The following is a 23,140-nucleotide window of genomic DNA, read 5'->3' on the forward strand; positions in this document are numbered from 1 at the left end:
AAAATGGGCGCGTCCGCTCTTGTGAGCAGACGCGGGATACAGGAGGTGATTGGTCGGGCTGCGCTTGCCTAGAAACTACCGACGGCCTCAACCGCCTTCTCGTAACTGCGGAAGAGTTCGGACAATCCAGACAGCCCCAATACTTCGGTGACGCGCTCGGAGGGGGCAAGCAAGACCAGGTTGCCGTCGCTCTTGCCTTTTTTGCATTCACGCAGACCAGAGACGAGGATGCGCAGACCCGCGCTGCTGATGTAATTGACGCCGTTGAGGTCCAAAACGAGCATGAAGCGGTTTTGAGCGAACAATTCTTGCAAGGCGTTGTCCAGATCGCCATAGTTGCTGCTGTCAATGCGTCCGGATACGGTGACGACATCGACGCGCTTGAGGTTTTGGACGGAAATAGCAAGATCGGACATTTTGTTCCTCCTGTTGTAGCTGGTTACTGTCTTCGTTGTCTGACTGTTGACGGCATAACGCGCTTGCCTGTCAGGTGTAGGCTATTGGTTTGCGGATTGCCTGATCCCCCACAGCACTGCTCCCGCATTATACCACACGGCGCACAGGCGGCTACACAGCCACGACGAAAAGGGGTATGATGGGCGTCATGGACTTGTCGGTGGCGTTGAAGGCGGAGGCGAGGCGGTTGGGGTTTAGTATGGTGGGGATTATGCCGGCACAATCCGCCCGCCGCCTCTCCGCATACCTCAACTGGATCGCCCAGGAATATCACGGCCTCATGGGGTACATGGCCCGCCCCGACCGCGTACTCCGTCGTCAGGACCTCAACGTCATTCTCCCTGGCGTGCGTAGCATCGTTTGCGTCGGGTTGGACTACGAAACCATCAAGCTCCCTCCCCACATTGCCCATGACCCCGCCCGTGGCCGCATCTCCAATTACGCCTGGGGCGCGGATTACCACGACCTGATGACGCCGCGACTGCACGCTCTGGCCGACTGGCTCTCATGGGCGACGTCCGATCCCGTCTCGCAAAAGGTGTACGTGGATACGGGGGCGATTCTGGAGCGCGACCACGGCGAGCAGGCGGGTTTGGGTTTCGTGGGCAAGAATACGATGCTCATTGGGCCACGGCGTGGCTCCTGGTTTTTCCTGGGCGAACTGTTGACGACGGCTGCTTTGCCGCCCGACCCGGCTCCTCGGTTCATGCCCTCCTGCGGCGCATGCCATCGCTGCCTGGACGCCTGTCCCACGAATGCTTTCCCGCAACCTTACGTTTTGGACGCGCGCCGCTGTATTTCTTATTTGACGATTGAGCTGAAGGGGTGGATTCCGCGTGAGTTTCGGCCTTTGATGGGCAACTGGGTTTATGGCTGTGACGTATGCCAGCTTGTTTGTCCCTTCAATCGCTTTGCGCCGGAGTCGGTGGAATCTGCTTTTCGGCCTGGGAGCGTGGAGGAGGCGGCTCCCCGGTTGTCCACGCTGCTGGCGCTGGATGAGGGGATGTTTCAGCGGCGGTTTGCAGGTTCGCCGGTGCGGCGGATTGGTCGGGCGCGATTGGTGCGGAATGCTTGCGTGAATGCCGGCAATTACGCCAGCGTCGAATTACTAGATCAATTGCTGTCCTTGTTGGCCGATCCCGAATTTCTCGTGCGCGGTCACGCTGCCTGGGCATTGGGCCGCATTGGACATGAAAAAGCGCGGCAGGGATTGGCTGCCGCGCTGGATCAGGAGATAAACGTCGAAGTGCGCGCCGAAATCGGCGACGCTTTGGCCTGTAGAGCAGGAACAGACGCCGTAAGATGATGACGACGAACCCGTTGCCTGAGCCTGTCGAAGGCAATACGGGGCTGACACGGGCTTCGACAAGCTCAGCCCTCGGGAGAGTTAGCAGTCACGAAAAGTGAAAGAATCGTTTCTCGTTGACTGTTCTAGTGGATCAGATAGGGCAAGCCGGTGAGAATGATGCGCCAACTGTAAGTATCATTCTGGCCGCCCTTGTAACGAGCCATCAGCCGTCCGCCATAAAACGGAGTACAAATGTCCAGGTTATTATCCGGGTCTACCTGGCAAATGGGGTCATTCGTTAAGTCAGGGATGGGCACGATGAAGTCTGGCGTTACCCAGTGGTTGTTACACTCGTTGTCATAGCTGTTGCCCCCGTCGAAGCAACGTCCGTCAGGGTCGTTTGCTTCCCCATATGTGATATGGTAGTCGGCAAAGGGGATACTGTCGAAGTAGAAATCAATCGGCGGCTTGGCCCCCGCGTCCGGATCAAACATGCTCACGTAAATCGTTTCTCCGGCGAATTCTGGCCCGACGTAAATCAAGGGGATGGAAACCCGGTTATTGTAGTTGGAGTTCATGGGCAAACGCCCCATGCCAAAGACCGTGGCGCCTTTGGAGTTGTGTATGCCTGGTTCGTTGACGATCTGCACGTTGCGCACGTTGACGTTGGCGGAAACGTTTCCCGTGTAATTGGGCGGTCCGGCCCATACTTCAAAACCATTTTCCGATGCGCCCCAGATCGTCTGCACATCCAGGTAGATGTAGCGGCTGCCTGTTGTCTCGTCCGTGAGAATGTTGTTGTAGACGTTCAGGTCAATTTCAAAGCCGTTGCCCGGATTTGGCGGGCTGTATAGGGGTTGCTCTGGTGCGCCAGGGATGTAACAGCGGCCTGTTGCTCCTTCCCGTTCCGGGTTGCCCCCGTCCCCTGTTCCGGGGACGGAGTAGCCGCCGTTGTTGCTGCCGCAGTCGGTGGGGACGGCGGCTAACTGGTCGTAGATGGCGCGCCCGCCAGGCGCCGTCCACTGCATGTCTGTGTGGTGGTCGGCGAAGGCGGTGTTATTCACTTTGTCGTAGTCCTGGGCGGGATCGTCGGTTTGCCCCGTGTATTGGGCCAGGGGAATGCGTTCGATGGTTCCATCCGGGCGGCGCGCGTAGTAGAAGAGAGAGTAGAGGGTGCGTGTATTGTATTCGACGTCGTAGGAGCCGGGCTGCCCGCAGTTTCCATTGCCCGGAGGTGATCCTGAGCCGCGGTTTTCGTCAATACGGACAAACCACCACAGGTTGATTTGTTCGGGCAAAACGTCGGGCAGATTGACCTCATTGGTGTTGATCAGGCAGGCGCTCTGTCGGCTGGTGTTGCCGCATTGTCGTTGTTCGACGGGTGGCATGCCGGCATTAATCGCCACATCCGTGTGTGCAACAGCATGACTATTTTGTGACTGATTGATGGAATCCGGATCGAACAACTCCACCCGCAAGATATTACTGGGATAATCCGGCGGAATCATGATGCGGTAATGATAAACCCCCTGCTGCACGCCCCACTGCGGATTGTGGTCCGGCGCGGGGGAGACAGGGTCGCCATATCCCGTGCAAATGTGTGGTCCGAATACGGATTGGTTGGACGTCGTCAGCGCGCCATCCTCGACGCGGCGGCTGGCGTAAATATCCGCCAGCGGGAAATAGGCCGCTGTGGCCGAACGGGTAAGATTGACGTGGTCTCGTCCCAGGACGCGCAAGAAGTAGAGATCCACCGGCCAGGTCACGGTGATCACGTAGGTCTGGACGCCGATGAGGTCCGGCGGGGGGGCGTCGCTGAAAAACGTGCCGTAAGTGACGTCGGCGGGGACGCCGTTGCTGTGCAGATATTGCAGGGCGCGCGTGTTGGCGGAGCCAATGCCGCCCGGCCCGACGACTTCCGTCGCCCCGGCCAGGGCCGCTGCGTCCACAGCGGCGGTCAGTTGGGCGCGGCGGGCAAAGACGAAGCCGACGTCCACCGCCAGCCCGACAAACCCCACCAAACCAATGATCATCAAAGCCACCAGCACCAGACTCTGTCCACGCTGGCTGTCCGCGGAGGTTTCGTGCGCTGTTATTTTTCTTTCCATTGTCATTTCACCGTTCGCAAAAAGTCGTATCCGGTCCCACAAGACGGCCAGGCAATCCGCGGCGACGACGCGCTTTCAAAACGCCTGTTTCATCACGGCGCTATGGTCTGGCCGCAGGAGGCGTCGTGGCGGATAAATTGCAGGAGCAGCCAGGAGTTACCCGGATTCGCGGGATCGAAATGGAAGCCGGCTACCTGGAAAATGGCAAACCCATCGATCTTCAGTGCCTGGCCATTGTTGAATCCTTCATGCCAGATGATCAGTCGCATACTGCGGTCGGCGTCAATATCACTGCTTATGGTGCTGATGATGCTGCTCGCGGACCAGATATCGTTGCCGGTATTGATGGCCGACCAGTCGCCGATGTGCATTTGAACGTCGTCGTTCTCGTAATAGTCATGAAACTGCAAGTGGTTGTCGCCCGGCCACTGCAGGCTGGCGGCGAGTGTGGCTGCGTTATCGGGGGTGGTTTGCAGCCATTGCAGCCAGGAGAAATCGCCGGGTCCATAGCCAAAATCCAGCTTGTATACGTACCCTTCGTTCGCTTCGTCGAGCGGAACGTCTCCTACGTTGTTGATGAACTGGGCGAGAACCGGCGGTGGATTGGGATAGTCGAATTCGTCTTCGTCCGGGTAGCTGGCGGGCGTGAGGCTGCGGATGTTTGCTTCAATGCCAATGGGAAAGACCCCCGTGCAGCCGTTGGTGGTTTCAATGTCTAGCCCGGTGCGGCGCATCACGTGCAACTGGCGGATGGTTTTGGCGCTGTTGACGAGGTCGAAGAGACTATCCAGACCGAGAATGAACTTGGTATCGTAGAGGACGAGCATCCCGATGAATTTTAATTCGGCGGCTTGGCCTGGGTTGATGATGATTTCCGATCCGTTGAATTCTTGTTGGAGGCGATAAAGCACTTCCGCCTGGAGCGTGCCGCTGAGGATGCTGGTGAGGGTGGTGGTGTAGCGGGCGGTTTGCATGGCTCCGTAAACGTGGTCAGCCTGGAAGCTCACGAAGCCGTCGCCGTCCCCGTTGACTTCGCCGCGGATGGCCCACATATCCCAACGTTCGGGGGAGAGGTCCATCGTGTCGGTGACGGCGTTGAGGGCGACGAGTACCATGCCTTCGTCTTCGCCACCGTTGGCGCCGAAGCGGGCGGCGGCGCGGGAGGCGGTGCTGACGCGGTTTTGGGTGATGACGAGGTTGCTGAATTCGACAATGCCGGCAATAAACAACACCAAAATCGGCATAATCAGAGCGGCTTCCACCAGGCTCTGACCACGTTCACCTCTTGAGGTCCATAATCTGCTGCATTTCATTATTAGCCTGCTCTTCCAATCACGGAATCTGTTCCACTTCCAGCACGGCGCCATCCGCCGCATTGACCAACATAGTTAGCGAGTGACCCGTCCGCTGCGCGATCAAAGAAACAAACCACTCCACGCGCTGCGCCGTCGGGTTGTACGTTAACGTAATCGTCAGCGTCGCCGCCCCTTCTTGCCGCAAAAACTCGTTGCCGCCTCCGTTGAACAGCGCCTGAATCACGTCATCGCTGTCAATGCGCCAATTTTCCACTGGCAGCGGCGTGAGCATGCCGTAGGCTTCTTGCTGGTTGGACAGCGTGGCTGCCTGATTGGCGACGGACACAATCGACACCAGGTTCGCGTCTGGCGCGTAAAAAGTGAAACCCCAGGCAACCTGGCCGGAAAGAATCTCGCCCAGGCTGCTGCCGGGGGGCCAGGTGGCGGATGTGCTTAACAAGACGGCATCGGCGCGCCAGGCAGTGGCCCGGCTCTGCGCCACGGCGTACCCCATCTGCGCCGTGTAGCCGGGCGTGTTCCGTTCCTGGACAATGCTGCCCTCGGCGACAATGGGTGCGGAGGTCGGCAGGGCGCTGACGACGCCGATGCTACTCAGGGCCGGACGGAACCAGAGGAGGAGCGCCGTGACGCCAATGACGGCAATGATGGCGACGAGGAGTGTGCCTAACAAGACTTCGGAACGACGCATAGGAGAGGGCTTAATTGCTCCTGGCCACGAAGGGCAGGAAGACGGGGGCGTTTACGTCGGCGGGTGGGAGGGCGCGCATATGAAATATCTGGCGGCTGCCGGTGCTATTGGTTTCGTAGACCAGATGCAGATGGTCCTCGGAAGCGGCCAGGACGGGATAGAGGGAGCGGGCGCTGGCGAGGGTGACTTCATCACGCAGCGCGCCCCACCCATCGCAACTGTTGACGCCCCAGATGAGTTCGTTTTCATTGAGCGGCGGCGGCGCGGAGGGCTGGGTTCCGTGGAAGTAGACGAAGGTGCAGGGGCCAATTTGTAGCATACTGGAGATAAGAATCGTGGGGTCGGTGGTGTTGACGCCGACGACCTGACCGGAAATGATGCCGGCATTGTCCCAGTTGTTTGCGTCCAGGCATTGCCCCGTGCATTCCGTCAGGTAAATCCACTGCTGGTTGTCCGAGTTGCGCCGCGTGAACGTGACCATGACGGAATTGCCGTTGACCAGCACTTGCGGTCGTCGTGCTTTCGTCAGGCTGCCAGAGATCAGAATCGGATTGCTCCAGGAGACGGTGCTGCCGGCAGGCGTGCCTTCGGCATAGTAGACGCGGAACTCATCCAGGAGGTTGTCTTCCCAGACCATATGCAGCTTGCCCGTGGGGCCAATCGAAAGACTAGGGTAGCTGGCATTGTAGGGAGATGGGGGGATGGTGTTCGCCGTCCAACTGCTGCCGCCGTTGGTCGAACGTTTATGGTATATCCTGGGCGTGCTGGCACTTCCTTCCGCCCAGACTGCGTCGAGTGTGTTGCTGCCACTGGAGACAAGCTGGGGATGGAGCGCGCCGGGTGAGTCCTCCGGTTCGGAGAGATAGGTTGGCTCGCCGGGCCAGTTAGATTTCTTCGAGTATGCCAGGGCGAGGTTTTCCACCCACACGGCGTGGGCGGCGTTGTTGGCGTCGTAGGTGAGGGTGACGTAGAGGGAGGTGGTGCCGCCGCTCTGGTAGATGGGTGCAGGGGGGGACCATGTCTGCCCATCGTCGTTGGAGAGGCTATAGTAGGGGTCGGGTTGTTTGTCGCCGATGGCGGTGTTGTAGCGATTGAAGACCGTCATGAGCTGGCCGTTGGGGGCGACGCGGATGACGGCGCGGTCGGCGCCGAGGTTGGCGTTGAGGGAGACGAGATTGCCTGGCGGGGCGGTTTCCCAGGTGGGGGCATTGTTGGCGGTGGTGGGGGTGGCTTGTGCCGGCATTTCTCCTCCCAACCACAGCACTCCCGCCAGCAACAATAGCAAACCGGCGCGCACCGTCCATCGTGACATCACGGGCATACTCCTAACTGCTGATCTCGCATCCAAATATCCGCCAACGGCGTGGACGGCGGCACGACGATACTCGTACGCAATCCCTGGAACCAGATATTGTCAATTTGTTGGCATGCCACCAGCGTATACGTGCCATCGGCCAGATTCAGGAACTCATAAATACCATCTTCATCCGTCAGCGTCGTGCCCATGACCAGCCCCGTGGAGGCGTTAATCAACTTCACCACCGCGCGATACTGCACAAACCAGTCGCTCAACCGCGCCTTGACCACGCCGCTGATCGAATTCGTGCCGATAATGGGGGCTGGCGTCGGCGTGGGCGAGGGACCGGGGACCACGTTCGTGATCACCGTGGGACCGACGATATTGTTAAACTCATCTCCTTCGCTGATTTCCTCCAGCGAGTCCACCATGCTATAAACATAATGCTCGGACAGGTTGCCGGAGAAACCGTCATAGGTGCGCAGATAGAGCGTGCGTCCCTGGCCGCCCGGCAGGGCGCTAATGCCCATGTAGCCCACGCTGTATGTCAGCGGAATGGTGTTGCTGAACACCAGCGGCGGGTCAAAATAGAGGTCTACAAAGAACTGATCGTTAATGTCAATGTTGCCGGTATTGCTGATGGAAACGCTGAAATCCAGCGGGCGGTATTCGACGATAGGTGGCGTGCTGATTAACACGGGTGGCCCCACGAACACCAGGTCGGCCGGCGCGGGTGTGCTGGTGGGGGTGGCCGTGGCCGGCGTGGGGGTTATGTTCGGGCAGGGAACCAGGTAATCGACGACATCTTGCGGCCCGTTCAACGTGATGGCCTTGACCTGATGCAGACCGTTGCTTACGTTGGGGAACGACCACGTCTGTGGTGGCAGCGAGCCGCCATGCCCGGCGGGGATGATGGTTTGCAGGTCGTTATCAAAGAACAGGTTCACATCTAGCGAATTGGGCCAGCCAAAGCCAAATACTGTGAACTGCACCGCCGGTCCCGTGCCGCAATCAGAGGAAAGGGCAATGTATGGATTGACGGGCGTGGGCGAAGGGGTGGCCGTGGGCGTGAGGGTGGGGGTGGGGGAGGTGGTGGGGATGGTCGTCGGCGTGGGGGTTGGGGTGGAGGTGGCCCCGATGACGATGGCCGTGTCCTCCGTGCCGTTGGAGGATTGCACCAGGATGACGTGTCCCAGGATCAGCGTTTGCGAGAGGTTGTTGGGGAAGAAGTCCGTGAAGCCGTGGCAGGCGTGACCCGCCAGTTCCACCAATACGTCGGAGCCGAGGGTGTCGCCGGTGTTCAGATCGATGACGGTGACGACCTCGTCAATTTCGCCGGTGACGTTGGCGAAGTCCGTGCCGGCAATTAAATCGCCCTCAAATCGCGTGGCGCAAACCTGGGCCGGCGGGGGCGTATTCGTCGCCGTGCCGGTCGGCGTGGGACCCGGTGTATCCGTGGCCGTGGCCGTCGGACTGGGGCTGGGTGTTGGCGTAGGGCCGGATGTGGGAATGATGGGCACGGGCGGAGGCAACCCTTGGCCCTGGTCGGAATTACCCAGCGAACCAAACGGCTCATTATTGATAACCGACTGCCCTTTTACGGGAATCGAATCGATGATGCCGCTGAGGACGGGCGCGATCAACGGCACGCGATAGGTAACGCGCACCACGAGGGGGAGACCGGGACCGCCGGCATTATCCGGGTAGAACTGCGTGGTGTCCGTCAGCGGCACGCCCAGCACCTCAATGTTGTAGTAATACTCATCTTCGTAGAGCGCTCCGGCGTCTTCGTTCAGGCGCAGCCCGGCCAGGTTGTTATGCGTGACGGCTTTGATGGAGGCCACGCGCGGGTTATGCTCAAACTGGAAGGCGGGGTCGAATTGACCGGTGCTGCCGTAGCGCGCGCCATCACGTGCCGCATTTTGTACCGTGTTCCATGCCCACAAAATGCGTCCGCTTTCAATAATCACAAAAGCCAACATGAGGAGCACGATGATTACGAGCGAAAACTCCACCAGCGTTTGACCGCGTTCTGTTTTTCTGTGGTTGCTCATCATCAATAGACCTGATTTGCGGATGAATACGAATAATGCCTGGATTCCCTTGCGGGTGCGACGGTCCGCGTGCCGTGGTCAGGCGCAAGAAACCGCTGATCTGGCGGAAAAGTGGCGAAATCAGGGGCAAGATGCCGGCATTGGCGGCGTCCGATGAATGTCAAAAAATACAGTATCTGTTCACTACCATCGTCCCGAAAACTGTTTTGACGCTAACTGAGTAACTTCTCGATATTTCGGGGAAACCGCGGCCTGCGCTTGTCGAAGGCCGTTGGTTTCGACAGGCTCAACCAACTTCGCCCCACTTCATTGAGAAGATACCTAATTGACTTGAAAAGCAAGACACGCCTGGCTTGAAATCGAGCTTTCGGGAAGGTTGGGTGGTCCATGCACCCCTGAGGCTTAATTAAGTACAGCCGGTGACGATGTGCCTCGCTATTGTACTGACAATTAGTAAGCAGGATACCTTGCTGGGAGCGGCAATCGTAGGTAAATGGTCCTTGCGCCTAAACGGCACGGTATTCACCGCTCAGTATAGGCGTGGGCTTACACTGTGAGTGTGCTTTGCGTTACAATCAGTTGCCCGGTAGGACCATGAGCCTATTCCCTGTGGTATGACGGCAAAGGTGCTACAATGGAAATGAATGCCACATTCAGCGAGATAATGAGGTTGGATGACAACACCGATGTTTTTCGCCGCCCAGCACGAAGGGCATGACCCCACACCACTGCGGCAGCCGGGCACGCATAGCGAGAGCTACTACTGTGAGGTTCCGCGGCGCGCTCGCCTGTTGCGGGATGCGCTGCTGGCCGCGCGCCTGGTGACGGAGTGCGTGCCCGCGGATGGCGGTCTGGAACCGCTGCTGCGCGTGCATGATGCCCGGATGCTCGCTCTCCTGCAAGCGGCCTACGAACGATTTGCCGTGGAAGCCGGCGCGCCGCGCGTGGTCATTCCCGACACGTACAGCGTGGGTGAGCGCCCACGCCATTGGCCGCGCACGATTTACGGCCAGCTTGGTTGGTACTGTTTTGATACGTCGGCTCCGATTTTTGCCGGCACATGGCCGGCCATTTACTGGAGTGCCCAAACGGCCCTGGCTGCCGCCGCCAGTGTACGCGATGGGCAGCCGGTGGCTTATGCGCTATGTCGCCCCCCCGGTCATCATGCTCACGCGGATCGTTTTGGCGGATTTTGTTACGTGAATAATGCCGGCGTCGCCGCCGACTGGTTGGCGCGTCAGGGCCAGCGAGTCGCCATCGTGGACGTAGACTACCACCACGGCAACGGCACACAAGCCATTTTCTATGACCGCGCCGACGTGCTGTTTTGCTCCCTGCACGCCGATCCCTACGACGAGTACCCCTACTACTGGGGGCACGCCGACGAAACCGGCGTGGGAGCCGGACGCGGCAGCAACCTCAACCTGCCCCTCCCGCTGGGGTGCGACGAACGCGCCTACCTCCCGGCCCTGCGCCTCGCCCTGGACAGGGTGGCCCAATTCCAACCCGACACCCTGCTTATTTCCCTCGGCCTGGACACCGCCATCGGCGATCCCACCGGTACCTTTCGCCTGGAAGCCGACTCGTTCCGGCAAATAGGCGCGGCCTTTGCCGACCTGCGCCTGCCCACGGTCGTCATCCAGGAGGGGGGGTATCGCCTGGACACCCTCGGCGCGCACGCCGTAGCCTTTTTCCACGGCCTGCTACACCCCGAACCATCAACTATCAACCACCAACCACCAGCTATCCACCATCCACTGCCCACGAATTCCGAAGGACTTGCCCATGAGTACCGACAATAGACCGCGACAGGCCCCTGTGATTGACCTTGCTCTGGCCCGTCGGCTCAAAGAAGCCGGGCTGGTCTGGACGCCTTCCTGGCACGATTTCTTCGCCATCCCGGATAGCGGCCTGGATGACCGCGTCTTCGTCCTTAGCGACATGACGATTGACGTGCAGATTCAACAGGGATGGCCCGCCCTCACCTTCAACGGCGCGGTGGAGTGGTCGCTGGACTATGTGCTACAGGCGGACGCGCTCTGGCTGCCCACGGAGTCCCAACTGCGCCACCTGCTGCAAGTGCGCCTGGCGGACGCGCCGCAGCCCGCCGTCACCCTTCTTTGCCACCCCGACCGGTTTGAATGCCGTCTGGCGCTGTTGGCTGGCGGGCGCGCTTTCACGGCGCTGGAAGCTGTTGACGCTTATGGTCTGGCGCTTCTTTTCTTGCTGGAAGGAGGCGGTGCGTGAATCAATCCGGGCCATTGGCCGTGACGGCGCGACAGGTACGCTGGTTTCGCTTTCGTCGCTCCGGGCTGGCGCGCCCGCTGCCATCCGCGGAGGCGGTGGTGGCGGGATTGGTGGGGGTGCAGGCGCAGATATTGCCGGCATCCGCCCTCGCCCTCTGGCACCGCACCCCCCAACTCGATCATGCCGCGTTTGACCAAATGCTGCACAAAACCCGCACCCTGGTCAAACTGTGGAGCTTCCGTAGCACCCTGCACCTGCATTGCAGTGATGAATGGCCCCTCATTTATGCTGCCACCTGGCAAAAAGGCATGACCTACTATGAGCGGCGCATGATCAAAAATGGGGGCAACGTCGCCGAATTTCACGAAGGCATCCGCCGCGTGACGGACTTGCTGCGCCAGCGCCAAACCATGACGCGCACCGACTTGCGCGCCGCCGACATTGGTCTCAGCGATACCATGCTCTCTTCCTGGGGCGGCATCTTCAGCGAGCTGGTACACCGTGGTTTAGCCTGTCATGCCGGCCAAAACGGGGGCGAGGCCGTATTCGCCTGGCGCGAACATTGATAGCGTGTCACTTTAGATTCTGATTGTGTATTCACCATGCTGTTATGTATAATGGCTTCCTGTAGAAAGGAGCGCAATAATGCTTGAGAATGTACACATCACGAATTTTCGGCTGTTCAAGGATTTCTCGATTGGCGATTTGGCGCGTGTGAACCTGATCGTTGGCAAGAACAATGCCGGCAAAAGCAGTTTGCTCGAAGCCGTTTTCTTGCTGGTCAGTCAGGACTCGTTTGATGTGCTTTTTCAAATACTGGAAATGCGTGGCGAAATTTCGTTTGTGGGAAGCTCGCGCCGTCGTGCCTATGAGGTCGCGCACATCTTTTCTGGACATGCGCTCCAGGATGGGGCCTCAATTCGCCTGGTGAACTGGAAGATTTTGTGCGCTTTTTAGTGCCGCAAATGGACCCGCTTGCACCTTTTGCTAATAACGTTCTGGATGAACTCGAAGCTAGAGAGCTAAATCTGTATGCAAAACAGCGTAGCAAAGCATTTATCCATACGTGGCTTGCCTGGCAGAAAACACCAGGCCTCCCCATGGGAAGGGCGATCACGGCCAAAGCACTCTCAGACGATTCTCCGTTAGTCCTCGATTTTGTCGCCTGGCTAAACCACCTTTTGGTTTCGCCCTCCTGAAGCTCTCTTGTTTCCGGTATTCACTCTTCGTCGATTTGCACACTATGGTATGTCCCTGTTGTCAAAAGAAAGAAGTCAATAATCTAAACGGTATGTTCAATGAGGAGCGGGCACAGCGAGTGGCCCGTGACTACTTGCGGAATGGCCTGGACCCGCGTGCCGGCAAATTGGCGGCACTGGTTGCCACGCACGGACACGAATCGGAGAGCCTGTTGGACGTCGGTTGCGGCACGGGCGGACTGCACCAGGAACTGCTGCGGCGCAATGTGGTGCGGCAGGCCGTGGCCGTTGATGCGTCGGCGGCTTCCCTGGCGGCGGCGCGTGCTAATGCGGAAACGCTGCGCCTGACGGAATCCGTCAACTATTTCCAGCGAGATTTCGCGCAGGAGCCAGAGGCGTTTGCGGCCGCGGATGTAGTCGTTATGGACCGGGTGATTTGTTGCTACCCCTATCTGCAAACGCTGCTGGGCGCGGCGGCGAGGCGGGCGCGCCATCTTATGGTCATCAGCTTCCCCTATGATGATTGGTGGGTGCGCTGGCCTTTTCGCGCCCTGGACGCGGCCCTCACCTTGATTGGCAGCGGTTATCACCCGTTCCTCCATCCGCTGCCGCAGGTGTTGGCCGTGGCGGAGGAGGCCGGCTTGCGCCCGATTCACCAGGACCACTACCGCATCTGGCGCATTATCGCCTTTGCCCGCGACTAGCAAGCCATCGGAGATGCCGGCCGCTGTTTTTGGGGGGCGCGGAAAAACGCGGATTCCGGCTCTTTTGGCCGTGGAAACCCGCGTTCTATCCTTATTCCAACAAGCTGGTAGATGACGAGGTGCGACGCATATCCAGGTGTGCGTCGCACCTCTTGGCTCAGGGGGTGGGGAGGCTGCCGCCGATGTCGGCGGCATTGAATTTCAGCACGCGGTTGTTGGCGCTGTCCACGACGTACACATTGTTTTGCGCGTCCACGGCAATGCCTTGCGGCAGGCCAAACTGCAACAGATCCGTGCCGAACGCACCGAACCGCCCCAGATATTGCCCGCCGGCGTTGAAGATGAGGATACGATACCCTTCGGGGTCGGTTACATAGAGGCGACCGCCGCTGTCCACGGCCAGGTAGGGCTTGTTAACGATGGATTGCCCTTTCCAGGCGCTGATTTTCCACTCCGATAACGGAACCAGGTCCGCGGAGAAGCGCTGTATGCGGCTGTTCCACGTATCGGCCAGGAAGATGTCGCCGGTTGGCCCCAGCGCCAGTCCCACGGGTTCGTGCATTTGTCCCAGCAGGCTGCCCAGGGAACCAACCGATTGCAGGAAATTGCCGTCCTGGTCAAACAGTTGCAGCCGATGATTGCCCGTGTCCGTGACCAGCAGGCGGTTGTCGGGCAGGAGGATGATGTCACGCGGGCCGTAGAAGAGGCCGCCACCGCTCTGTCCTTCGGCGGGGGAGCCGCTGGCCCCAAAGGTGAGGACGACTTGCCCGTCCCGCGTAAACTTCTGAATGCGGTAGTTCCAGGTATCGGCCACGAAAACGAATTCGTCGTTGACGGCGATGCCCCAGGGGTCGTTGAATTGGCCCGGCTGGTCGCCCGCCTGCCCCCAACTGGTGACAAATGATCCATCTGGATTGAAGACGGCGACACGGCTGTTGCCGGCATCCAGCACATAAACCATCCCATTACCGGCCACAGCCACATTATGCGGCCCCATCAACTGCCCCGGACCCGACCCCGTCGTGCCAATCGACAGACTGGCAACCGGCGTCAATTCCCCTTCCGCGTAAGGATTGGGGGGCGGTTCATACGCCGCCGCCGCCGCCCCATAGTCCCACAAATCCGCGTACACGTCCTTGCGGATATACAGGCGCAGCGGGCGACGCAGCGGCCATTGACCCGCCGTGTAGCTGCCGCCGAAAACCTCGCCGTATTGCGTGTAGTCGCGTAGCCAGAAGATGTCCCACAGCGCCTGGCGCACGGCGGGCTTGCCCAGTCCGCGCCGCTGATCCGCCGGAGTCAGATTGTCGCCAATAAGGGCATTCCACCCCAGCTTGCGATACTCCTCCATCGGCCACCAGAGGAAAATGTGGCTCGTCATCTCATAATCTTCGCCTACCAGCGGCTCAACTTTACTATAGTTCGTGTCGCCGACGAGGATTACGGGCGCGTCCAGGATATTGCTGCCCGGATTCTCTCCGTAATAGATGCGGTTGGGATAGTCCCGCAGATACCAGAGGTAGGGCCAGGAGCTAACATTGTCAAAGGCCACCTTCATGCTCTTGTCCCCATTCAAGCGCAGAGATAGCTCGTCGATCTGCTGCATGACGATGTCTTTGGTGGAAGGCGCGCCATGAGCGTAAACGAGGAATTCATTGGTGTAATCGGCGTTGGGGAAGTTTGCCATGTAGGTGAAGCGAATGGTGACGGCGCCGAGGATGATGAGCAGGGTGATCAGGGGGATGCGCTGGCGAATGGCGGCCTCCCCGTTGGGAGCCTCGCTACGCGCCGCCGCCAGCCGCCAGACGTACACCATGCCGCCGAACATGAGGAAGCTGCCCAGCAGTCGGCCCACCGCGGCCAGATTGGCCTGCTCTTGTTGGCCGAATGGGACTTTGCCCAGCAGCAAAGGGCCAAAAGCGAGGAATGCCGCTCCCACGAGGGCGACGCTGACGCCGATCAGGAGGAAGGCGTGGCGGTTCCACAGGTCGCGCAGGTGAAAATCGGCAAATCGCTGCTGCAAGTACCAGCCGCCGGCCAGGGCCATGGGGATGACGAAGTGGGTGCTGAGCCAGGGCATTTTTTCCCCGGCCACAGTGTAGATGACGAAGGTGAGGAGGAACCACCAGAAGAGGAAGGGGACGAAATCCACGAAGGTGGTGGCGCTGACGTGGCCGTACTCGCCGTCCTGTAACTGGTATTTGGCGCGAATCTGGCCGCGACGGACGAGAAACCAGTAGACCAGGCCCACGACGACGATGACGAGGAAGGTGATCAACAATGGCGTCCAACTGGTGGGGACGTCGGCGCGGATGCGGAGAGGATCGGGCAGAGGTTGCCCCGCGCCTTCGGCCTGCGCATTAGCCAGGGCGATGGCCTGGGCGACTTTGCCGCGGTAGACGAGGAGGTTGACGATGCTGCCGGCAAAAAGCCCACCCGTGAGTATGCCCAACCAGTAACCGGCTATCTGGTGCAGACGATGCCGCCTGGTCCAATACGCGGCTGCCAGTAGCGTGAGCAGCAGCGGCAGAAACTCATAAAACGGCATGGCGAAGAAGTAGTAGAACCAGGGCTGGCCGCCGCGCGCCACGCCTTGCTGCTCCAACCAGTACCCCAGCGAACCGATCATGCCGCTGGTCCAGCCGCCGGGATTGGTGAAGACGGAGGTGTACAGGATAAGGAAGATGCTGTGGAAGACGGCGGCGGCGATGAGCCAGCGTCGTCTGTTCCACCAGAGACCGACGAGAATGGCGACGATGAGGGTGAAGACGAGGAAGATGCCGGAGCGCACCAGGCCGGAGGTGAAGAAGGCGTTGTAGCAGGAGCCATCCGTGATGCGGGCGAAGAAGAGTTGTAGTGAGGAGAGGTTTTCGCTGCCCGGCGGGTAGCATTGGTTGAAGCTGTAGTCGCGGGGATTCCAGCCGGCGAGGGTGGTGAGCAGCGGGGAAACGGTGGGGAGGACGAGGGTGGAGAAGAGGAGGATGAGGTCGAATTCGGGATAGTCGTCTAACCGCGGGCGCAGTTTGGATACCCCAATGAGGATGGCGGCGGCGAAAGCGCCAATGCCGGCAATTTCCAACCAGCGAAACACTATCCCATTGCCACCCGCCGTTCCCGTGTCCGCCGCGGGCTGGGCCTCATTTGGATTCGCCGCAAAGCCGCTGCTGCTCTCCGTCGGCACGGCCTGACTCGCCACCTCGCGCCCGGTTATGTATTTGCCGCCAAAGCCCGCACCCAAGAGGAGAATGGCCACGCCCAATAAAATCGCCGCCTGCGATAGTTTGGGCAAAGCGTCACGGAACCAATCACTCGTCCAGAGCAAGACGGCCAGGCGCATCACCAGAAAACTGCCAAAAATAGCCACGTAGATAAACGAGACTTCCTTTGTGCAGAACATCAAGGCCACGCCGGCGGCAAACCAATACAGGTATTTCTCTTGCCGTTGGCGCATGTAATACCACATGGCGATGACGACGATCATGGCCCAGATGATGATGTAGATGTCGTGACGAATGTAGCGGGAATAGTAGGTGATGTAGGGAGAGATGAGGAAGAGGAAACTGGCGAATAGCGCGCCTTTTCGTCCGATCCAATCGCGCAGGAAATAGGGGATGAAGACGAGGAGGACGCCGAGGAGGGCCACGGGCACGCGGGCGGTGAAGTCATTGGCCGCGCCAAAGAGCCAGTAGGAAAAGGCGGTGGCGTGGAACAGAAAGGGGCCGTGCATCAGCGGCGTGTGTTCGTAGCCGTCGCCAATGTAGTATTGATAGGAGTACTGCGTATGCAGACTTTCGTCGTGACTCATAACGCGGTCGCCCAACCCCCAGAAACGGGTGATGAAGGCGAGCGCGATGAACAACAAGTAGAGGGCTTTTTCCCAATCGATGACCAGGGCCGCCGTCCAGAGGCGGCTTTGCGGCGATGGCCGGTCAGTTGCGGGGGCCACCGGTTGGGGGGCGGCGGGCGGAGGTGTAATCAATTCGGTCATAGGCGTTTGCTCTGTTCGTGGTTTCAAAAATGTGCCTGATGAGCTTCACGACAACCTTCCCGAAAGCTCGATTTCAGGTCAGAAAGTGTCTCATGTATGGCGCGCTTGCGCGACGGATCACTCGCTGCCGGTGAGGATGGGCAGGGCGGCGATGGGCGTGGCGGCGACGGTGGGCGTTTCGGCGGGGTCGATCTGGTTGGCCGTCTTCGTGGCGGTGGCGGTGATGGTGGGTTGCTCCGTGGCCGTGGCGATGACGTAGGGGCCGGGGGCGGGCCAGAGGGTGTTGTGCTTGTCGCCCAGAGGGCGCAGGTAGAGCGTGCCGGCAAAAATCATCACCAACAAACCAATCGTCACCCATCCTTTGTGCCAGACATGGTGCAAAACGGCGGGCCGGCGGCGGGCCGGTGGCGTGGGCTGCCACTGCGCCAGCCGCAGTGGATGCGGGGCGGGCAGCGCCGCCAGGGTGTCGTGCAGACGCCGGCTGAGGGCGCGTTCACTGTCCAGTTGCTGCCGGCATAAACCGCACCCCGCCGCATGTTGTTCGACAAGGAGCCGCTCAGATGCCGGCAGCAGCCCCAAAACATAATCTGAAATCAAGTTGAAAACGTGTGCTTGTTCCATCGTCAACACCGAATCACCATTCATCTACGCAAACATTGCCTTACTCATGCGCCAGGATGTCCCGCAACGCCTTATGCGCCAGCCGCATCCGCGACTCCACCGTTTTCGCCGAAATATCCAGAATCTCGCCAATCTCCGCGTAAGCCAACCCCTCGTAATAGCGCAGCACCGCCGTCTCCCGCAACTTCGGCGACAACTGCTTCAATGCCTGCCACACCTCCCGCTGCTGCTCCGACAGCGCCGCCCGCTCCACGGGGTCCGGCGCGGTATCATCGCTCACGTCATCCCCCACAAGCTGCTGCAAGGAAAACGTCGGCAGCCATTTGCGCCGCCGCTTATTGCGGCAGCGGCTGATGGCAATGCGATACAGCCATGTCTTGAAAGCGGATTTTTGCGGTTGGTACGTTTCCAGACGGCGAAAAGCGTACTCAAACGCATCTTGCAGCACCTCTTCCGCATCTTCGCGGTGTTGCAACAGGCTGTAGCAAAGACGGTAGATTTCGCCCGCGTACAGGCGGTAGAGGGCGGCGTAGGCGCTTTCCTCACCCTCCAGGCAGCGGGCGATTAACGTTCTCGTATGGTCGGGGAGCGCGTCCGCGGTAGGCGTCCCGCTCAAGGGCGGCCACAGCAGCGCCTCGGATGACGATAATTGACTCATTATGCTCCAGTCGAAATCTGAATAATGCCCGTATCTACGAACGCTCTTTGGAGATTGGACCGAAGAGAGAATTGGTCCAATCTGGCCTGGCAGTTACCCAATGATTTATTATTACGATGGTCGTAGAATGTGTCGGCCATTTTAGCGGAAAAGGTCCGTCCGCAGCCAGACGATGACGCGGGTTTCGTTGATGGGCACGGGCAGCAGCGCCCCATTCGCGTGCGTGACTGCGTCGCGGAACAATAAACCACGCGCCGCGCCGAGGGCATCAAACGCCATTGGCGTGTCTGGGCGCAGCAGGCCAAAATCGGACCCCACGTAGTCGCTGCCAAAGGATTGCTCCCCGTTTGCCGGGGTGATGATGACGTCGTTGGTGGCTTCCGACGGCGTGGCGTCGCTCACTTGCAGGCGCGCGAAATCGCGCAAATACCAGCGCAGCACGGGCGAATCGACGGCGGAGAAGATGTTCAGGCCGTCACCAGATTGTCGCGTCTGGCGGGAGAACTCTTCGATGGTGCGCACCAGCAGTGGCAGTTCGTCGTCGCTGGCTTCCGCCACCCAACGGGTGCGCGTGTCGTTGGCGGCGGTCTGGTTGAGCCACCAACTGGTTCCCCAGGTGAAGATGACGAGGAAGGCGAGCAGGCCGAGGGCGGTTCCCTGCCGCGCCAGCACATGGTCCCATACCCAAAGGTAGGCGATGGTGGCGAGGCCAAAGACGGCGAGGATGGTGGCGATCCACAAGTTGTAATAGTCGATGTTGTCGGGGGTGGCGTAGCGGATGACTTCCAGATGGCGCGCCAGGCTGGCGATGACGCCGGCGGCGATGAGGAGCAGGAACAGGGCCACGCCCCATTTCTGCGCGCCGGTGTCTGTGCCGGTCCATTCGCTCACTTGCCGCAGGATGTTGTCAATCAACGTGCCGGTGAGTAGGCTGGCGGGAAGCGCAAGCAGGAGGATGTTGTCCATGTTGCCGGGTTGCAGGAGGACGACGAGCAGTGCCCCGACGAACCAGTAGGCGAGAAATGCCGGCATGGCCTCTCCCCGCCACAGTCCCCAAAACACACCCAGCAGGCCAAAGATAAAGAGAAGGGGTTCGTATCGGACGAAAACGAGGATCGGGTCTGCCCAATGACTGAGGCCGGCGGGGAAGCCGAACCGACCCAGCCATTGTCCAAGAATGTTGCCCAGGCTGCCAATGCCGGCAGGATACCACGAGAAGAACGTCCCCAACGCCAGCGCCACCCCCATCGTGATTAATATCCCGTTGCGGATGATGCGCTGCTCCGGGAAGGGCGTTTCCGTGACCAGCGCCGGGCCGAGCGTGGCCTGGGCCACCCAGGCGAGCAGGATGCCCACCAGCGCCGAGTAGAACAGGGGCGCGCTCACCAATCCCAGCCCCAGTGCGACCCACAGGCCATAAAACCAGTGCCGTTGCGCGAATTCCAGAAAACGGAGGCGGCTGAGGACGAGGAACATGCCGGCAAAGAGCGCGATGGTCGCGCCGTCGGCGGAACGGGCGGCGAAGGTGTGCAGCGGGGAGACGGCCAGCGCCAGGCTGGCAATTAGCGCGCCCCACACGCCGATGCGCCGCCGCAGCAGCCAGGGCAGACCAACGAGCGCGAGACCGAATAATGCCGGCACAAACCGGGCCGTAACATCAGACGCGCCCGTGAACGCCATCAGCAGCGTCGTCAGGCTGTAGTAGGCGGGGCTGGCGGGCAACATCGGACTGTTCACCCCTGGCTGCCATCGCTGCCACGCCGCCAGCGCCTCCCGCGCCTCAACCGGAGCCAGCGGGATGCGGTCCAGGTTGGCGAAACGGGCCAGCGCGCCCAGCAGCAGCAAGATGACCAGGGCCACCTGCGCCAGATTCAGCCGCACGACGAGGGGCGGCGGCGGCGCGACACGTTCCGCGTCCATGACCACGGCTGGCGACGAGGCTGCCGCCGCCATCGGGGGTTTTCGGTCTTTATGCTGTGATTGTTTCATTGCGGTTGCCAACGGTAAATGGTCACGCTACTGTTTTGAAAAGCTATTTCCAGATGCGCGAACTTATCCAGCCCTTGTTCGCCGTACTTGCTGCGCTCCAGGCCGCCCACGTAAATGTAATCCACGCCGTATCGGTTCAGCAATGCTTCCGCCGCGGGCCAATTCGTATCCGTATAAATCTGGTCCACTAGCGGCTTGCGGTCGCTCGGTTCCGTGGTGCTGTTGCCGCGCCATTGCCCTTCGTGGCCGGGCCAACCCAACACCGTGGGCAGCCCGGTATTGGCCGAAATGCGCCCGCCTTCGGTGTAGGAGCCATCTACGGCTTCCAGGATGGTGGGCATGGCCTGCACGTTTTGCCGCAGCCACATGATGGCTTCGTATTCGTCCGGGTTGAAGCGTTCCTTGTAGGCCAGCCCGTTCAACGTGGGCGTGCTGCCATATTCAGCGGCGCGGGAAAGGTAGGCGCGATATGGGAAGGTGAGCGCCACGGCCAGCAGCAGGCCGTATCCAACGGTGACGACGATGCCGCCGACCCTGGCGCGCCGCAGCAGGGTGGCGATGGCATACAGGGCGGCCACGCCGAACATGACCCACGCCTGGTAGTAGAATTTGAAGATGGTGTTCAGCCGCTGGCCGAAGTTGTCGCGCAGGTAGACGAATTCTGGCCCCAGGGTGAGCAGCGCGCCGGTGAGGATGAGGAGGAGGACGAAGGGCAGGACGCGGCTGGCGGTGGGGGTGGGTTTTTCCGGCTGCTGATGGTTGACTAGCCCCATGACGACGAGGCCGATGATGGCTGCCAGGAAGAGGGTGAGCCAGGGGACGGCAACGCGCGCGGAGAGGATGGCGGGCAGCAGGGCGAATAGGGCGGAGAATCCCCAGGAGAGCCGCTGCCCGACGGTGACGTCCGCGCCGAGGGGGAGTAAGGGGATGTTTAGGTCGCGTCCCAGGTTGGTGAGCCGCCCGGCGCCATCCGGGCTGATGCCGAAGAGCCAGATGAAGAGCAGTAGGAGAAGGAGGAGTCCGGTGATGGTGATGCCGGCACTAATCAATCCCGTTTTCCAGCCACGCAGCCGCGCCTGGGCAGCCAGCACCAGCAGTAGCGCCGTGATGCTGAAAAGCGGCATGAGGAAGATGATGAGGAATTGGGCCAGGCGCGTGGGTTGCATGAGGAAGGGGAGGAGGAACGGGGGGCCGGCCTGGGAGCGGAAGCCAAGATAGAAGGGGAGGTAGAGGAGAATTGCCGGCACGGCCAACATCAACCCCATCAACAGCCCCTGCGCCAGCAACCTGCCCTGCCAGCGCCCCCGCCGCCGCCAGCGGGCCAACACATACGCGCCAAGAACGACGAACAGGTGAATCAGCACGTCCCACGTGTTCAGGAAAGAGAGTCCGCCCAGGACCAGCACCGTCAGCCCCCATAGCGGCGCGCCCACGGCCTGGATTTCTCCGCGCGCGGTCGCCCAGACGGTGGGTGCGTCCAATCCCGGAGAAGGCGGGTTTTCCTCCTCCGTCAGCTTTAGCCACCACGCCAGCGCCACTGCCAGACTGAGGAAGGCAAATGGCAGCGCCAGCACGTGCGGGTGCATGTCGCCGAGGATGAAGCTGAAGCCGGGGAATTCGGCGATTGGCTCCAGCCCCTGTTCGACTTCCCCGGTGAGTCGCGTTTCGTTGATCACGCGGGAAGAGCGCCACCACCACCACGCCGGACTGTCGTAGCGAGGGCTGTTGGTGGCGGGGCCATTGAGGTCGCGCACGTCCAGCCACTGCCAAAAGTTGGCGGAGCCGAGGTTGTTGCCATGAAGGGTTTCGAGGAGGATTTCCATATTGCCGGCAATTGGCAAAGCCAGCGCCGCCGTCAAACCCAAAGCCCATGCCAGCCGCCGTCCCCCCTCGCTGCGCACCAGGTTGTACACCAACCCGAACGCGCCCGTGGCCGTGCCCGCCAGCAGCCAGGCAATGCCCAAATTGAACGCCACCGGCGACGCCACGCCCGCCAGCCGCGCGATCACGGACGTCATCACATAGCCAAAATAGTAATAGCTGATGGCAAAATTGGAGAGCCAGGGGTCCAACGGCGGGAAGGATGGGCTGCGATTGACGGAATTGAGAAAGGCGAACTCCATCGGCTTTTCCGTGGCGGCGATGCTGGGGTGGTGCGCCCGCACCCACACCCAAAGGGCAAACGTGGCCGCGAAAACGACCTCCGTGAGCAATACCTGCCTCCGATTTTCGCGTAGCCACTGGCGCAGGCCCCCATCGCCGCGCCGATAAATGCCAAAGGAGATGGCCGCCAGCGCCAGCAAGGCCAGGATGATGCTGCCCGTGCTGTTGCTGAGGAAGCCCAACGAGCCGAACAACCAGAAGATGTAGCTGATGATGAGCAGCCCCAGCATTTTCACGAAGGCGTAGCCGCGGTCGGGCAGGCGGGCAAGGACAACGTAGGCCAGTGGTGTGGCCGCCGCCCCTAACATCATCAGTACCAGCCACCAGCGAAATGCAGCGAGAAAATCACTCATAAGGTTACGAA

18 protein-coding genes are annotated in these 23,140 nt (G+C 60.4%); 7 read left to right on the plus strand and 11 right to left on the minus strand.

Annotation, left to right across the window (positions count from 1 at the left end; genetic code table 11):
- Window positions 1-68: 68 nt before the first annotated feature.
- Window positions 69-416, minus strand: a complete 348-nt coding sequence (locus H6650_08375) for an STAS domain-containing protein (GenBank protein ID MCB8952014.1) — start codon at window positions 414-416, stop codon at window positions 69-71.
- 176 nt (window positions 417-592) lie between these two features.
- On the opposite strand from H6650_08375, the gene queG reads away from it, so the two are divergent.
- The gene (gene queG / locus H6650_08380; GenBank protein MCB8952015.1) at window positions 593-1,762 is read left to right on the plus strand and encodes a tRNA epoxyqueuosine(34) reductase QueG; all 1,170 of its coding nucleotides are present in this window, start codon (window positions 593-595) and stop codon (window positions 1,760-1,762) included.
- A gap of 125 nt (window positions 1,763-1,887) precedes the next feature.
- Here queG and H6650_08385 read toward each other — a convergent pair whose 3' ends face one another.
- The 5 genes from H6650_08385 to H6650_08405 form a co-directional block, all read right to left on the minus strand.
- Window positions 1,888-3,852: a hypothetical protein gene (locus H6650_08385; GenBank protein ID MCB8952016.1), complete on the minus strand. Its 1,965-nt coding sequence runs from the start codon at window positions 3,850-3,852 to the stop codon at window positions 1,888-1,890.
- A 92-nt stretch (window positions 3,853-3,944) separates the two neighbouring features.
- A complete protein-coding gene (locus H6650_08390) occupies window positions 3,945-5,096 on the minus strand; it encodes a pilus assembly protein (GenBank protein ID MCB8952017.1) in 1,152 nt (383 codons plus the stop codon).
- A gap of 88 nt (window positions 5,097-5,184) precedes the next feature.
- Window positions 5,185-5,856 carry a hypothetical protein gene (locus tag H6650_08395; GenBank protein MCB8952018.1) on the minus strand — a complete coding sequence of 224 codons (672 nt, stop codon included), beginning with the start codon at window positions 5,854-5,856 and terminating at the stop codon, window positions 5,185-5,187.
- A 10-nt stretch (window positions 5,857-5,866) separates the two neighbouring features.
- Window positions 5,867-7,171 (minus strand): exo-alpha-sialidase, encoded by a 1,305-nt coding sequence (locus tag H6650_08400; GenBank protein MCB8952019.1) that lies wholly within the window; start codon window positions 7,169-7,171, stop codon window positions 5,867-5,869.
- Entirely contained in the window at window positions 7,168-9,210 is a 2,043-nt protein-coding gene (locus tag H6650_08405) for a pilus assembly protein (protein ID MCB8952020.1), read from the minus strand. The genes H6650_08400 and H6650_08405 overlap by 4 nt, the downstream gene beginning before the upstream one ends.
- A 671-nt stretch (window positions 9,211-9,881) precedes the next feature.
- On the opposite strand from H6650_08405, the gene H6650_08410 reads away from it, so the two are divergent.
- The 6 genes from H6650_08410 to H6650_08435 all read left to right on the plus strand — a co-directional run bounded on the left by H6650_08410 (window position 9,882) and on the right by H6650_08435 (window position 13,357).
- The gene (locus tag H6650_08410; GenBank protein MCB8952021.1) at window positions 9,882-11,009 is read left to right on the plus strand and encodes a histone deacetylase family protein; all 1,128 of its coding nucleotides are present in this window, start codon (window positions 9,882-9,884) and stop codon (window positions 11,007-11,009) included.
- Entirely contained in the window at window positions 10,993-11,454 is a 462-nt protein-coding gene (locus H6650_08415) for a pilus assembly protein CpaE (protein MCB8952022.1), read from the plus strand. Before H6650_08410 ends, H6650_08415 begins: the two co-directional genes overlap by 17 nt.
- Window positions 11,451-12,020, plus strand: a complete 570-nt coding sequence (locus H6650_08420) for a winged helix DNA-binding domain-containing protein (protein ID MCB8952023.1) — start codon at window positions 11,451-11,453, stop codon at window positions 12,018-12,020. The genes H6650_08415 and H6650_08420 overlap by 4 nt, the downstream gene beginning before the upstream one ends.
- Window positions 12,021-12,099: 79 nt before the next feature.
- On the plus strand, window positions 12,100-12,411 hold the full coding sequence (locus tag H6650_08425; GenBank protein MCB8952024.1) for an AAA family ATPase: 312 nt from the start codon (window positions 12,100-12,102) through the stop codon (window positions 12,409-12,411).
- Window positions 12,399-12,653 carry a hypothetical protein gene (locus H6650_08430; GenBank protein MCB8952025.1) on the plus strand — a complete coding sequence of 85 codons (255 nt, stop codon included), beginning with the start codon at window positions 12,399-12,401 and terminating at the stop codon, window positions 12,651-12,653. Before H6650_08425 ends, H6650_08430 begins: the two co-directional genes overlap by 13 nt.
- A 92-nt stretch (window positions 12,654-12,745) precedes the next feature.
- Window positions 12,746-13,357: a methyltransferase domain-containing protein gene (locus H6650_08435; protein ID MCB8952026.1), complete on the plus strand. Its 612-nt coding sequence runs from the start codon at window positions 12,746-12,748 to the stop codon at window positions 13,355-13,357.
- A 157-nt stretch (window positions 13,358-13,514) separates the two neighbouring features.
- On the opposite strand, the gene H6650_08440 is transcribed toward H6650_08435, so the two are convergent.
- From H6650_08440 to H6650_08460, 5 genes are all read right to left on the minus strand, one after another.
- The gene (locus H6650_08440; protein ID MCB8952027.1) at window positions 13,515-17,345 is read right to left on the minus strand and encodes a TIGR03663 family protein; all 3,831 of its coding nucleotides are present in this window, start codon (window positions 17,343-17,345) and stop codon (window positions 13,515-13,517) included.
- 117 nt (window positions 17,346-17,462) lie between these two features.
- Complete coding sequence (locus H6650_08445; GenBank protein MCB8952028.1) at window positions 17,463-17,966, minus strand: zf-HC2 domain-containing protein; 504 nt, start codon at window positions 17,964-17,966, stop codon at window positions 17,463-17,465.
- A 40-nt stretch (window positions 17,967-18,006) separates the two neighbouring features.
- Complete coding sequence (locus tag H6650_08450; protein ID MCB8952029.1) at window positions 18,007-18,624, minus strand: RNA polymerase sigma factor; 618 nt, start codon at window positions 18,622-18,624, stop codon at window positions 18,007-18,009.
- 141 nt (window positions 18,625-18,765) lie between these two features.
- Complete coding sequence (locus H6650_08455; protein ID MCB8952030.1) at window positions 18,766-20,613, minus strand: glycosyltransferase family 39 protein; 1,848 nt, start codon at window positions 20,611-20,613, stop codon at window positions 18,766-18,768.
- Window positions 20,610-23,129 (minus strand): hypothetical protein, encoded by a 2,520-nt coding sequence (locus H6650_08460; protein MCB8952031.1) that lies wholly within the window; start codon window positions 23,127-23,129, stop codon window positions 20,610-20,612. Before H6650_08460 ends, H6650_08455 begins: the two co-directional genes overlap by 4 nt.
- Window positions 23,130-23,140: the final 11 nt, after the last annotated feature.

The organism is Ardenticatenales bacterium (assembly GCA_020634515.1).
Taxonomy (GTDB): Bacteria; Chloroflexota; Anaerolineae; order Promineifilales; family Promineifilaceae; genus JAGVTM01.

Bases quoted from the DNA above. Each gene is read 5' to 3' on its own strand.
- H6650_08445 (MCB8952028.1), bottom strand. From the start codon at position 17,966: ATGGAACAAGCACACGTTTTCAACTTGATTTCAGATTATGTTTTGGGG.
- H6650_08405 (MCB8952020.1), bottom strand. From the start codon at position 9,210: ATGATGAGCAACCACAGAAAAACAGAACGCGGTCAAACGCTGGTGGAG.
- H6650_08410 (MCB8952021.1), top strand. From the start codon at position 9,882: ATGACAACACCGATGTTTTTCGCCGCCCAGCACGAAGGGCATGACCCC.
- H6650_08425 (MCB8952024.1), top strand. From the start codon at position 12,100: ATGCTTGAGAATGTACACATCACGAATTTTCGGCTGTTCAAGGATTTC.
- H6650_08440 (MCB8952027.1), bottom strand. From the start codon at position 17,345: ATGACCGAATTGATTACACCTCCGCCCGCCGCCCCCCAACCGGTGGCC.
- H6650_08460 (MCB8952031.1), bottom strand. From the start codon at position 23,129: ATGAGTGATTTTCTCGCTGCATTTCGCTGGTGGCTGGTACTGATGATG.
- H6650_08455 (MCB8952030.1), bottom strand. From the start codon at position 20,613: ATGAAACAATCACAGCATAAAGACCGAAAACCCCCGATGGCGGCGGCA.
- queG (MCB8952015.1), top strand. From the start codon at position 593: ATGATGGGCGTCATGGACTTGTCGGTGGCGTTGAAGGCGGAGGCGAGG.
- H6650_08395 (MCB8952018.1), bottom strand. From the start codon at position 5,856: ATGCGTCGTTCCGAAGTCTTGTTAGGCACACTCCTCGTCGCCATCATT.
- H6650_08385 (MCB8952016.1), bottom strand. From the start codon at position 3,852: ATGGAAAGAAAAATAACAGCGCACGAAACCTCCGCGGACAGCCAGCGT.
- H6650_08375 (MCB8952014.1), bottom strand. From the start codon at position 416: ATGTCCGATCTTGCTATTTCCGTCCAAAACCTCAAGCGCGTCGATGTC.
- H6650_08415 (MCB8952022.1), top strand. From the start codon at position 10,993: ATGAGTACCGACAATAGACCGCGACAGGCCCCTGTGATTGACCTTGCT.
- H6650_08435 (MCB8952026.1), top strand. From the start codon at position 12,746: ATGTTCAATGAGGAGCGGGCACAGCGAGTGGCCCGTGACTACTTGCGG.
- H6650_08390 (MCB8952017.1), bottom strand. From the start codon at position 5,096: ATGCCGATTTTGGTGTTGTTTATTGCCGGCATTGTCGAATTCAGCAAC.
- H6650_08450 (MCB8952029.1), bottom strand. From the start codon at position 18,624: ATGAGTCAATTATCGTCATCCGAGGCGCTGCTGTGGCCGCCCTTGAGC.